This is a genomic window from Flavobacterium sp. CF136 (assembly GCF_000282055.1).
In the GTDB taxonomy this organism is placed as follows: Bacteria; Bacteroidota; Bacteroidia; order Flavobacteriales; family Flavobacteriaceae; genus Flavobacterium.
Window position 1 is genome coordinate 61356 of sequence record NZ_AKJZ01000061.1, and the last position, 12401, is coordinate 73756.

Sequence of the window (12401 nt, forward strand, 5' to 3'; positions counted from 1 at the left end):
GATTTATTATGTTTTGTAAATTTATCCTTAATCCTGTTTGAATGTTTTTAATGTTCCGTCATCATTAAATTGTATTGAGTATCTTTCGCGGCTTCCATTGATGGTTGTCGGATACCAACGGATTTGATTGTCCCAAATTGAAATATAGACACTTGTTGCAGGTTTGGCTCCTTCAATTTCCTGCACTTTTTTATTGTAAATATCAGTTACTTTGGCAGCACTGATAAAATTGATTTTATTGAGTGAAATTAAACGGCTTTGAATATCATCTCTCACGGATAACTGAACAGGTCTGGGTTCGGACCATTTATTATCTCTAAATTCATAAGTATCAACATATTTTGGATTTTCAGGATGCTGAAGCATAACATTAATAGTTCCATCATTATAAAAATACAGCGTCGAATAAATAAAGATTTCCTTCCCTTTATATTGAGGCAATTTTCGCAGTGCTTCTTCTGCTTTCTTCAATCCGTTTGTATTTGTCAAAAAATCTACTCCCTTACTCCCTTCACTTTCAACATGATGCTCTCTGAGAATGGTAGAATGAGTTTCCAGTACCGTTTTTATAATTGCATTAACATCGGGTTGTGGATTTTCCGGCGGTATAGGATTAGTTTTTTCTAATTCTTTATTTACCACTGTATCATTCTTTCTAAATGTTTCGTTGATACTTTTAGATATTTGCTCACAGCTTAAAAATAGTGGACCGCAAATCATTAAAATAATTAACTTTTTCATTTTTATTCGATGTTATTTAAATCGCTTGCAAAGGCGATCTGCATTGGATTTTCCGGGAGATAAAAAATCTCTATCAGTTCCTGTTTAGTAATATCGAGCTCAAGAAGTCCGACAACTTTTTTTAAGCTGTTTTTATGAACATGATGCTTAGTGTCTGTGTATTCAAGTTCAAAACGCATCATGGGCTGTTCATTAATATAGGTTCCGGTTTGACTAACCTTAATTAATCTGGCCTGTGTTCTTATTCCTTTAAACTTAATCAAAACCGAATCATCACTCAAACCTGATAATTTTCTAAATATAAATTGCACAAGATATCGGTAAAATAAAAGCATCGTCGGGCAGATGATTAATGGATGCCCAAAGGACATAAAACGCCATCCCATACCATGGCTTTCGGTTTGATAGGAAAAAACGTAATACCCAATTACCGCTGTCGTCAAAATTACCCAGCCTAAGATCCTTAAAACAAAACTTAGTACGTTTATAGTTGCTGTTGTAGTGGAAATAATAAAATACGGAAGCCGTTTCATGTCTCTATTGAGCAACAGACCTATTTTTTTTCCGGCTTCAAAACGGCGTTCATGAGGTTTAGCATCAGTAATTGCTGTTTTATGTGTAATCTCGGTATCGGCCAGATTTTTAAACAATAATTCAAGATCATAAGTATTGTATTTTGAATTTGGCTTTGAAGTTTTTACAGCACTTATAATTTTTGCTTCGCGCTGTACACCATTAATTTTTATTTTTTCTAAATTTCTCTTGGTGATAAAAATTTGTACTATCCATTTATTAAAATAGCCAATTAAAAGAATCAGCCAGAGAATTATGGATAGTAAAACAAGACCTAGTGCCAGCCACGGATCTTTATCGTTCAGCGTGTTTATATCAAATTCACTATTGATATTATAATACAAAAGCATAGGAAAAGGAATAGCAAAAAAGAGCATATAAAGCGCCCAGAATGTAACAGCAAGATATTTTTTCATTCTTGTACTATTTTGAGGGTTACTAATTATAAAGTATTCCAGGTAAGTATCATTTTTTCAACTTTATGTACTTACCTAATAAATTCTCTATAAATTCTTACAACTCAAATTTAAACAAAATATAATTGCTTTTTAGTGGTAATGATGAAATAAACAGGTATAAATACGCGCCAATTTGTATGATGTAATTGATATTTTTGAGAATTACAATTAAAATTTAACAATTATGGTTTTCCGTAAAAAAGTTAAAAATTAAAATTTAATATTTGTTTGTGGTTAAACTAATTATTAGAAAATTACCTAATGCAATTTTAAAAAAAGCTACATAATATATGAGAAAGGTTTTCTGATTTAGATTCGAATATATTAAAGTCTTTAAAAGCCTGAATGATATACTGCTAAACGTTGGAAGATATTGTGAGCGCAATTAAAAAAGGGGAATTAACTATCGGGAAAAGTTAAAGGCAAAATGTGTTCAGGTAAAAAAAACTGAAAGGAAAATAAAATAAAATCATTATATTTGATTTTTGCAATCTAATGAGTTCAATTACCATCAAAGAGTTCTATCAAGATATTTTGGGAGATTCTTGTCCCGCTATCAGTCAATTTTTGACTGATAATATCCATGATGATATTGGTCATTTCAATGTCTTTAATATTCCTAAAATCTATAGAGCCTTCAAGTTAAAAACCGAAATGCCTTGCAACAGGCAAACTTACTATAAAATAAGTTTAATCAATGGTAAAAATAAGATTGAATACACTGACAAAACCGTTGACATCGAAGATTGTGCAGTTTTGTTTGCATCTCCGAAAATTCCTTACAACTACACGAATGTCTGCACCGAACAATCAGGGCATTTTTGTGTCTTTACCAAAGATTTTTTACCTACTGTAACGATAGGATTAGAACTAGATAATCTTCCGGTTTTTTCACCCAATAGTGATTTTATATTTCAAATTAGTACAGAACAGTTTCATCAATTTGAAGCGATATTTCTAAAAATGCACGAAGAGATCAAATCTGATTATATTTACAAATATGATTTGCTGAGAAATTATGTTATGGAGCTTATTCATTTTGGACAGAAATTAAAACCAATCCTTCCTGTTGAAAATAGAAAGACAGCTTCATCCAGAATGACTGCTCTATTTGTTGAACTTCTTGAAAGACAATTTCCTATTGAAAATATCAGCCAGGTGATCCAGCTGAAAACACCTGCAGATTTTGCAGGAAAATTAGGCGTTCACGTGAATCATCTCAACAGAATTTTGAAAGAAACGACGGGAAGAACAACTGGCGAGATCATCGGAAGCCGAATTTATCAGGAATCTAAAATAATCCTATCTCAAACGGAGTGGAATATCTCTGAAATCGCTTTCACATTAGGCTTTGAAGAAGTTGCCCATTTTTCCAATTTTTTCAAGAAGTACAGTCAGCAATCACCTCAATATTTTAGAGAACTACAAATTGTTTGATTTTTACAAATCATACTTTGATTTTCACAAATACTGTTCTGAGTTAATTCTCCAACTTTGTACCATTAATTAAATACAATAAAAGATGGCAAATAAAATAGCATTAGTGACTGGAGCAAGTCGTGGATTGGGTAAAGATTCAGCTTTACAGTTGGCAAGAAAAGGATTTGATATTATATTGACTTATCAAACAAAAAAAGAATTAGCAGATGAAGTCGTAAAAGATATTGAAGCTATCGGACAGAAGGCATTTGCTTTGTCTTTGGATATTTCTACGACTTCAGGTTTTGACCAATTTACGAGTGTAGTGAAAGAAATTTTGGATTCACAACTTGGTTCAGCGAAATTGGATGCATTGGTCAACAACGCAGGAATCGGAATCAACGAAAGTTTTGAAACGACCACTGAAGAAACTTTGGATGCGATGACTAATATGCACTTCAAAGGACCTTATTTCCTAACCCAAAAATTACTACCATTGCTGAATGACGGAAGTTCTATCGTGAATACCTCTTCAGGTTTGGCAAGATGGTCATACGGGGGCTATTCCGCTTATGGCCCGATGAAGGCGGCAGTAGATTCTTTGTCAAGATATCAGGCTTTGGAATTGGGAGCCAGAAAAATCAGAGTGAATTCTATCGCTCCGGGTGCGATTGAAACAGACTTTGGAGGTGGAGTTCTTCGTGACGTTGCAGAATTTAATCAACTTTTGGCTTCCCAAACAGCTTTAGGAAGAGTTGGTTTGCCGGATGACATTGGAAGCGTGGTTGCTTTCCTGTGTTCGGATGACTCAAAATGGATTAATGGTCAAAGAGTTGAAATAACCGGAGGTTTTAATCTTTAAGGTATCTTTATAAGACAACAAAAATCCCACTTAAATGTTGAGTGGGATTTTTTTATTTGATAAAACAAAAATCCTGTAAGCATAACGCTTACAGGATTTTTTTGTGGACTGAATAGGATTACAATCTAACACCTTATACCAATATACTAACAAACCACTTAATATGTTTTACAGGGATGAACCAATTTCACAATATTGCTTCCCGGTGAAAGTCAAATCTCTTTAAAGTGCTTTGTTTAAAAGATAAAATGCATTAAAAATGTTGAATAATTTCAACATTTTTAATGCATTTTATAAACATTTTTGCAGTCTAAAAAAATTAACCCTAAAATCTTTTAACATGAAATTAAAACCTACATTGTCAGCATTTCTGGTGGCATTTACTTTGATGCTGGTAAGTTTTCCCCGTGAAGACCCCGCTTCAGTTCAGAACAATCGAGACGTTGCCATTCCAAAGAATGAAGATATTTCTTTATTGGCAGGTGATTGTACTAACGTATCAGGTTGGGCTTCACAAAATGAAGGTACAACAGGAGGCGGAAGTAATGCCAAAACCACAGTTACAACCTATGACCTATACTCAATTAAAATGTTACCAAGCCTATCGATTTGATTTCGGGTTATACAGCCGTAACAGCTGGAAATCTCTTTACAAATACAACAGAAAATATTGACGGAGGAAGCATTACCGCTTTCCTGCCTCCTTACTCAATTGTAACTCTTAAGGCGTCTGCTGTTGCAGCAGACATTTCAACTAATGCCGGTGCAACAGCTACTGGCAATACGTATGGATCTTTTTAGATTAAAAAATATTTCACAATTAATAAGCAGACTGCATAAGGCAATCTGTCAGATTAATAAATAATGATTTCTATATATAAATTTTATGAAAACAAATTTTAAATTACTTATACTTTACTCAATAATTTCTATTGCCGCGTGCGATACGAATGACAATCCTGTTTCTAAAACACCTGATTTTGTAGCATCGACACCAACCGGAAGTATCCCTTATGCTTCAGTCCTTACCGTTGGTACTAATAAAACATACAAAACGATTAATGCGGCCCTTGCTGATGTCACAAGAATGACGCGTACCAGCACAGATCGTGTTACGATTATGATTGATCCTGGGAATTACGAAGAAATGATAGATATTACCCAGGCTAATGTTACCTTAAAAAATGCAGCTTCAACGCCAAATATTAATTTGTTAAATAAAGGAGTTGATATTGATGCAGGAGCGGTACGAATTACTTCTTATTATGGAATGGGATATAATTACTACAGTATGAAAAGCAATCAAAAATGGGATGCCGATGTTCTTAAGGTAAATAAAGAAAATGGTTTTCAGTCATACAAAAATGTAAGCGGAACCACTAATAATTCCTACTGGAACGCAACTTTGATTGTTAGCGCAAATGGATTTACTGCCGAAGATATTATTATTGAAAACTCCTATAACCAATATATCTCATTAAAAGAATCGCAGGATATTGTGGAGTTGGGATCAGGTAACAAAGGAGTTCGCCCAACAACATATGGAAGTACCGCAGTTCAAAATAAAAGTTTTGCAGAAAGAGCAGCAGCCTTTGCTGTTAAAAATGGTGTAGATAAAGTGATATTGAATAAATGTCGTATTGTCGGACGCCAGGATTCTTTCTTTGGAGGAGCAAACGCAAGAGTTGTAGTGTATAAAGGAGTGATGATGGGTGCTGTTGATTATATTTTTGGAGGTATGAATGCAGTTTTTTATAAAACAGATTTTGCCATGAATACCAGTGATGCCAGCAGTGATGTGTGTTATATAACAGCAGCACAGCAAGCTACAGGAAGAGGATATTTGATGTATGGATGCAAAGTTACATCTGCAGTTCCTGGTACAGAAACGGCATCTGCTTATGCATCTAAACCGGGCTATTTTGGTCGCCCTTGGGCAGCTGTAACTAGTGAAGTAGTTTTTTACAAAACAACTATCGAAACTTCTACTAATCCTGGTTATGTGGGTCAATCATTAATTTTACCTCAAGGATGGAATAATTCATTGGGTAAAGCAGAGTCAGCTAAAATGTATGAATACGGAACTATCGAAAATTCTGGTGTGAATAATTCTGCAAGCCGTGCTGCATGGGCTACCAAATTAGCTGTTCCTACACTTACAGACGGGACAGCAATTACGACTCTCAATTTTACAAAAGGAAGCGATAACTGGAATCCGTTGCCACAATTAATTTCTAATGATAATTTAGGGGTAAAAGATAATACGCCTACTTCTGCTGTTAATGTATTTGGGTATAAAAACAGAATTGTCATTTCAAATGTAAAATCAGAAACTTCGGTTGCTGTTTATAGTGCTATCTCTGGAGTCAAAATCAAAACATTTAAAACAAATCAGGATGTTGATTTTGAATTTCAAAATGGAACTTGGATTGTTGCAGTTAAAGCTGCTGATGGGCAAAAATCTGTAAAAATCATTATACATTAATATTTTGATTTTAATATAAATTATTTCAAAAGCAAGTCTCTGATTTTTTTAGGCTTGCTTTTTTTGTTAATACTATATATATAATACATTAAGAGATTCTCTAAATTAGTCAACCTCTTTTTTAATAAAATTTGAATGCCTTATTTAAATAAAAATGCAAACACATAATTATCAATATATTACAAAATAAAAAAGGAAGGCATTTGATACCTTCCTTTTTTTGTGGAGTCGCCGAGGTTGCAATCGAGCACTTAATACCAATATTGACATTTTTTAAGAGCCAGAATTTATGAGTTAATATGTTGAATTTAGTCTCTTAAAAAAGTTTACACATATAAATGTTCACTAAATGATAAAGTTATTTTAGTATAAGACACACTTTTATTATGTAACACTTCAAATTCGGACATAACATACTTAAAAAAAATTAAATTCTTCAATTTCAATTCAATGAAAGGCATCTCAAGTTGAGGTATCTTTTTTAATATTTAAACTTTTTGAAATTCAACTAAGAATATACCAAAGCTATGGCAATTAAGATTTTTAATTCGCGTCCACAACAATAATTCAAAAAACTACAAACTAAAGCGCTATTTACTTTGTAGTTTTTTTATGAATTCATTTTTGAGACTGTTTTTTATAAGGGTCTAAAATTAAAATAGTAATGTCTTTATGAGTTTGCACAAAAATTATCCAATCTCATTTATTGGATGAGATACCGCAAACAAACTCAATATTCTTCATTTATCTCCAAGTGGAAAATCGAAAAAAAAGAAACCATTAGGATGGCTCCTAGGTAAAAGGGCAATTAGACCCCAGATGCCCATCACTTCTCTGTTTTTTCTATGTTTTATTTATTGTTTTCTTATTAACATTTGTAAGAATTATTTTGCAAATTAAGGTATTTTTAATGAATACTATTCAAAACAATTAATCATGAAAAAATTTACCGATGGCAATACATGTATAACCAATACTGATTTTATAAGTCAAATTGATATCATTATACAGAAAAAAAAACTGACCCTTCATTTGGTGTACCAGAACTAGCGGAGCAATTGCAAATAAGTAAAGCACAACTTAACCGTAAATTGCATCAAATTAGCTACTCGCCAGGGAAACTTATTTTGCATCATAGAATGGAATTAGCAAAACAAATGTTAGGTTTAAGTCCGCATTCAATAGAGGAAATAGCCCATCAATGCGGATTCAGTGGGTTAACCGGGTTCAGCCGTAAATTTAAGCAAGAGTTTGGGAATAGTCCATCTGAATACCGTAAAAAGACATTAGGTGAAACAACTGAACTATGGAGTTGGAAAATACCCTTGAGTGAAAATTACTTTAATCAACTCCTGCAACTAAAAAATAAAAATATATGGTTAGCCAAATTGTTAACAATTGTCATTGATAATCTGGACAATGAATTGTTTTCTATAGAAGAATTGGCTAACAAACTATTTATGAGTTATTCCAATCTAAATCGTAAAGTACAGCATTTGTTTGGGTTTTCTACCACAAGATTAGTGCGTGATTTACGATTACAACACGCCGCTGAATTACTCTCAACACAAAAGAAATCTGTTACTGAAGCTGCTTCTCTTGCTGGTTTTTTTGATGCTGCCCATCTTTCACGCTATTTCAAACAAAACTTTGGTTGCTCTCCTGGTGAATATAGAAATACAAAGTTGCATTTTCCTTGTATAGATGTATTAAAAAATAGCAATGAGTCAAATTGGTAAATAATCGCCTTTTTCGTACAAAAAAAATTAATTTTGTCATAGTAATTTTGGTTTATTAGAATTCATCATTTGTACAAATAGAATTTAAAAAAATCATGGACCGATACTGCAGATTAGGAAATGAGAAATATCATGAGTAGTTTAAAAATACAATCCTGTTCAACAATGTAAATGAGATTTTTATCTCAATCAAAAAAAGGAAGTACAGTTTGATTGATAAGGGATGTGTGATAGACTATTTAGGGTAAAAAAACACTAAAGAGTTTAGTGGATTATAAAAGAGAGTTGTAGGGAATTACAAAGTCTACAATATTATATCAATCAATTAAAAAAGGAACATTATGAATAAATATTTTTTATCATCGCATGCTGCTGGAGATCCTCTAGATACAACTACCGTACCTCATGGGTGTACTGTTAAATTCTATGTGCCACAAGGCGAAGAATTAAGCAATGAAGAAGCATTTGTAATTTTTGAGGAATTATCTCACGGGAGAACACCTGGAGGCACGATAAACCACTCTTTTACAGGTGGACAACTTATTCCAAATTACGACATTTGGAATCTTTCAGAATATCCTGATTATTCCGGAGTCTTTTTAGTTGGGAGTGATACACCTTCAATACTTCTAACTAGCTATACTCAAGCAAATCCTCTTAAACTTTCGGATTTATTTAACCAACTAGATACCCCTGAAGTATTGTATTGGGTGGCTTGTGCATAATAATCTGTACAAATAAAATCCAAAAAAACATGAACTAATACTGCAGATTAGATCATGAAATTAAGAGTAGTTTAAATATACAATCCTGTTCAACAGTGTAAATGAGATTTTTATCTCAATCAAAAAAAAGAAGTACAGTTTGATTGACACGGATTGTATGATAGACTATTCAGAATTAAATAAAATGAATGTCATTTTTAATGCAGGGAAATCTGCTTTAAAAAGAAACTGATTGTAAAACAAGTAATGTAATTTAAAAATTAAGAACATGAAAAAAAGAAAAAAGAAAGGAGGTCATCATGTACAAAAATGATGTAAAAATAACTTATATCAACAATTCCTTAAACGAGGATATGCCTAAGATCTTTGTTTTTACGCAAAATGAATTGCCATCTTTCAATGCTATCCGTGATGGTGTGGCATGGAAAGTAATTTCAAATATCGGAAGAAATTCACGTAGTACCTTTGTCTTTCCGTCCCAAACCAGCATTAGAGCCACTTGGGAAGAAGGAGCAAATGAAACTAATCAATTGATTTGTGAAGTAGGAAAACGGTATACTGTACAAAAAAATGCAACAGGAATTGTGCTGCAGCAAGATGGAAATGCTATAAGTCCCATGGATATTGAGTTAATGAATAATATCCAAGTGAAGAAAGGGGTCAGTGTACAATTGCTTAAAGGAGGCAATGTAATTGTAAAAAAAAACATTGTCGCTTATGAGCAAAAAGCAGCTTTCCAATTGGCTCCTAAAATTTATTGGGGTATTGCCTCCGAAATTCAGGTTTCTCAATCGATATCTTCTGCCGTGCTGGATAGTAATAAGTTTTTTGAACAGGATTTGGCAAACGTAAGTGCTGCAATAGTTTCTTTAAACGGGAATGCGGAGATTGGCTATAACTTTAAAATAGAACATCAAGAATGATAGATAATTTAACAGGAGGAACAAAGATTTGTTACGTTAACAAATCTGCAAATAAAGACTTGCCTCAGGTATTTATTTTTGCTCAAAACGGAACATCGAATTTTGATAGTATAGAAGAAGGGTTTGCCTGGAAAGTAATTAAAAATATCGGAAGGGGATCCCGCTCTACTTTTTATTATAGCGATCAATATTCAGTTCAGGCTTCCTGGGATAATGGAGCCAATAGTACAGCACAGATTTCTGCCAAGGTAGGCGATAAATATCATATTATTCAGGACACTACGGGTATTGTATTGAAGCCAGACGGAGATGCAGCTGATGCAAAAACCATTGAAGTAGTAAACTCTATTGAGGTAGCCAATGGCGTGGCGGCTCAGTATTGTAAAAACGGTAATGTGATTTTAGAAAAAAGCCAAGTTGGATATGGTCAATCAGCCATATTTATACCTTCAAAAAAAATCTATTTTGGACTAGCCTCAGAAATAACTGAAGGGAGTAGTTTACAATCGGCGGTAATTAATAGTAGAAAGTTCTTTGAATTGGATCTTACCGGGCTTAGTTATGTGATGATTTCCCTAAATGGGAATGCCCAGAATGGATACCAGTTTCAAATAGAAGAAGAAACTTAATTTACTCATAAAAATGAACTACTTCGAATATGAAATATCAGGTATTGCGAACGTAAATCGCATTTTTCCTATGATAGGCAACTGTTACTATAGTTATTTAACGAATGGTAACATCCTGATTCATGGACGGCATTCGGACACAGATTCTTTTTGTCCAAAGAAGTTTGCTCAAAAAGTAAAAATCAATGGAGGTAACATACAAACGATTAATAAATTATTAAATGAAAAAAAAAGTAAAATGGAAAAAAATGGAAACAAAAATTTAGATGTATCATCTGAAAAGTTATCAAGTGATGGTGCTATTGCAGGGTCATCATTTGAAACTTTAGAAAGTGAAATTAATGAGTTGGGAACTTTAGAAAGTGAGATTGAAAATATGATGACTTTTACCGGAATTGTACTAGCATCAAAAAGTTCAATTACTACAGGTAATGCCACTTTTGAAGCAGATTTAGCAAATTTTTTGCAAAATAAAACAACTGGCAGAATTCCGGCAGAAGTTAAACAAAAATTATGTGAGATAGAAAAGAGCTTAATTTCCGGAGAAATTTTGGCATCAAACTATACTTCTTCGACTTGTGTTCCTCTATTTGCTAATGCTTCAGGTACCAGCACCATAACGATTAATTCTGATGCTTACAAACCAGGGAATTTAGAGGTAACAATTGCTTCAAAAATTAAATTATCATCATCTAATGATGCTATATGCTCAATTAAGCAAAATTATCCTATGGGGGTTGATGCTTATAGTTCGAAAGATATAATCAAAGCCCTTTCTGAGTTTTCAGCAGGAAGGACTTTTCTTAAGGGCTTGACTACCTCTACAGAAACATTTACTCCAGGTCAATAGTTTAACAAAATAATTTAATCATATAAAACAAATAAATCATGGCAACAGACATTAAAATTACCTACACGAATAAATCGATGAACAAGGATCTTCCAACGATTTTTGTATTTACTAAAAATGAAACACCAACTTTCGATGTATTGAAAGAAGGTGTGGCATGGCGTACGATTCCTAATATAGGGCGAGGCTCTTCAAGCAGTTTTGTATTCCCGGTCGTTACCGAGGTAGGAGCTACATGGCAAGACGGAATGAATAAGACGCAAATCCTATCATCAGACATTGGTAAACGCTATACGGTAAGTCAAAATGATACAGGAATTGTTCTTGCGGCAAACGGAAACGCATCAGACACAAAATCTATTGATGTAAATAATGATGCCAACATACAAGACGGCGTGAGTGCTTCTTTATATAAAGACGGAAAGTTAATGCTTACAAAAAAGATTGTTGGTTATGGTCAAAAAGCCACTTTTGTCCTTAAGCCAAAATTGTATTGGGGTATTGCATCAGAGATCCAGGAAAGTGAGTTAATCAATTCGGCAGTATTGAATACTGATTCCTTTTTCGAGCAGGATTTGGAAGGCGTAACAGAAGTGAATATCTCCTTGAATGGAAATGCAGAAGAAGGGTACACCTTCAGAATAGATAGTCAAAAATAATTAATAACATAAAAAATAATAAATAATGGCAACAGATATTAAAATTACCTACACGAATAAATCGATGAACAAGGATCTTCCAACAGTTTTTGTATTTACTAAAAATGAAATACCAACCTTCGATGTATTGAAGGAAGGTGTAGCATGGCGTACGATTCCTAATATAGGGCGTGGTTCTTCAAGTAGTTTTGTTTTTCCAATCATTACCGAGGTAGGAGCTTCATGGCAAGATGGAATGAACAAGACACAAATCTTACCATCAGACATTGGTAAACGCTATACGGTAAGCCAAAATGATACAGGAATTGTTCTTGCGGCAAACGGGAACGCTTCAGACA

At 33.4% G+C, this 12401-nt stretch carries 13 protein-coding genes and 1 pseudogene; 12 read left to right on the plus strand and 2 right to left on the minus strand.

Features of this window, described 5'->3' with window-relative positions; translation table 11 throughout:
• Positions 1 to 27: 27 nt before the first annotated feature.
• The gene (locus PMI10_RS17180) at positions 28 to 741 is read right to left on the minus strand and encodes a hypothetical protein (RefSeq protein WP_007810348.1); all 714 of its coding nucleotides are present in this window, start codon (positions 739 to 741) and stop codon (positions 28 to 30) included.
• A gap of 2 nt (positions 742 to 743) precedes the next feature.
• Positions 744 to 1730, minus strand: coding sequence for a hypothetical protein (locus tag PMI10_RS17185; protein WP_007810350.1), 987 nt, complete (start codon positions 1728 to 1730; stop codon positions 744 to 746).
• 537 nt (positions 1731 to 2267) lie between these two features.
• Here PMI10_RS17185 and PMI10_RS17190 point away from each other — a divergent pair.
• From PMI10_RS17190 to PMI10_RS17245, 12 genes and pseudogenes are all read left to right on the plus strand, one after another.
• Positions 2268 to 3209, plus strand: coding sequence for a helix-turn-helix domain-containing protein (locus tag PMI10_RS17190; RefSeq protein ID WP_007810353.1), 942 nt, complete (start codon positions 2268 to 2270; stop codon positions 3207 to 3209).
• Between the two features lie 85 nt (positions 3210 to 3294).
• A complete protein-coding gene (locus PMI10_RS17195; RefSeq protein WP_007810355.1) occupies positions 3295 to 4053 on the plus strand; it encodes an SDR family NAD(P)-dependent oxidoreductase in 759 nt (252 codons plus the stop codon).
• 358 nt (positions 4054 to 4411) lie between these two features.
• The gene (locus tag PMI10_RS17200; protein ID WP_162129571.1) at positions 4412 to 4666 is read left to right on the plus strand and encodes a hypothetical protein; all 255 of its coding nucleotides are present in this window, start codon (positions 4412 to 4414) and stop codon (positions 4664 to 4666) included.
• Complete coding sequence (locus PMI10_RS17205; protein ID WP_007810358.1) at positions 4663 to 4854, plus strand: hypothetical protein; 192 nt, start codon at positions 4663 to 4665, stop codon at positions 4852 to 4854. The genes PMI10_RS17200 and PMI10_RS17205 overlap by 4 nt, the downstream gene beginning before the upstream one ends.
• A gap of 85 nt (positions 4855 to 4939) precedes the next feature.
• Entirely contained in the window at positions 4940 to 6538 is a 1599-nt protein-coding gene (locus PMI10_RS17210) for a pectinesterase family protein (RefSeq protein WP_007810360.1), read from the plus strand.
• Between the two features lie 1091 nt (positions 6539 to 7629).
• Positions 7630 to 8277, plus strand: coding sequence for a helix-turn-helix domain-containing protein (locus tag PMI10_RS17215; RefSeq protein ID WP_238539481.1), 648 nt, complete (start codon positions 7630 to 7632; stop codon positions 8275 to 8277).
• 341 nt (positions 8278 to 8618) lie between these two features.
• Positions 8619 to 9002, plus strand: coding sequence for a putative adhesin (locus tag PMI10_RS17220; RefSeq protein ID WP_007810363.1), 384 nt, complete (start codon positions 8619 to 8621; stop codon positions 9000 to 9002).
• A 299-nt stretch (positions 9003 to 9301) separates the two neighbouring features.
• Entirely contained in the window at positions 9302 to 9925 is a 624-nt protein-coding gene (locus PMI10_RS17225) for a hypothetical protein (RefSeq protein ID WP_007810365.1), read from the plus strand.
• On the plus strand, positions 9922 to 10554 hold the full coding sequence (locus PMI10_RS17230) for a hypothetical protein (protein WP_007810367.1): 633 nt from the start codon (positions 9922 to 9924) through the stop codon (positions 10552 to 10554). Before PMI10_RS17225 ends, PMI10_RS17230 begins: the two co-directional genes overlap by 4 nt.
• Positions 10555 to 10567: 13 nt before the next feature.
• Positions 10568 to 11404, plus strand: a complete 837-nt coding sequence (locus PMI10_RS17235; RefSeq protein WP_007810369.1) for a hypothetical protein — start codon at positions 10568 to 10570, stop codon at positions 11402 to 11404.
• A gap of 38 nt (positions 11405 to 11442) precedes the next feature.
• Positions 11443 to 12063 carry a hypothetical protein gene (locus PMI10_RS17240; protein WP_007810371.1) on the plus strand — a complete coding sequence of 207 codons (621 nt, stop codon included), beginning with the start codon at positions 11443 to 11445 and terminating at the stop codon, positions 12061 to 12063.
• 25 nt (positions 12064 to 12088) lie between these two features.
• A pseudogene (locus PMI10_RS17245) lies at positions 12089 to 12401 on the plus strand (hypothetical protein); the annotation flags it as partial.

What these genes read in the sequence shown, in the direction of transcription:
- PMI10_RS17180 (WP_007810348.1), bottom strand. Translation starts at nt 741, where the DNA reads ATGAAAAAGTTAATTATTTTAATGATTTGCGGTCCACTATTTTTAAGC.
- PMI10_RS17185 (WP_007810350.1), bottom strand. Translation starts at nt 1,730, where the DNA reads ATGAAAAAATATCTTGCTGTTACATTCTGGGCGCTTTATATGCTCTTT.
- PMI10_RS17190 (WP_007810353.1), top strand. Translation starts at nt 2,268, where the DNA reads ATGAGTTCAATTACCATCAAAGAGTTCTATCAAGATATTTTGGGAGAT.
- PMI10_RS17195 (WP_007810355.1), top strand. Translation starts at nt 3,295, where the DNA reads ATGGCAAATAAAATAGCATTAGTGACTGGAGCAAGTCGTGGATTGGGT.
- PMI10_RS17210 (WP_007810360.1), top strand. Translation starts at nt 4,940, where the DNA reads ATGAAAACAAATTTTAAATTACTTATACTTTACTCAATAATTTCTATT.
- PMI10_RS17220 (WP_007810363.1), top strand. Translation starts at nt 8,619, where the DNA reads ATGAATAAATATTTTTTATCATCGCATGCTGCTGGAGATCCTCTAGAT.
- PMI10_RS17225 (WP_007810365.1), top strand. Translation starts at nt 9,302, where the DNA reads ATGTACAAAAATGATGTAAAAATAACTTATATCAACAATTCCTTAAAC.
- PMI10_RS17230 (WP_007810367.1), top strand. Translation starts at nt 9,922, where the DNA reads ATGATAGATAATTTAACAGGAGGAACAAAGATTTGTTACGTTAACAAA.
- PMI10_RS17235 (WP_007810369.1), top strand. Translation starts at nt 10,568, where the DNA reads ATGAACTACTTCGAATATGAAATATCAGGTATTGCGAACGTAAATCGC.
- PMI10_RS17240 (WP_007810371.1), top strand. Translation starts at nt 11,443, where the DNA reads ATGGCAACAGACATTAAAATTACCTACACGAATAAATCGATGAACAAG.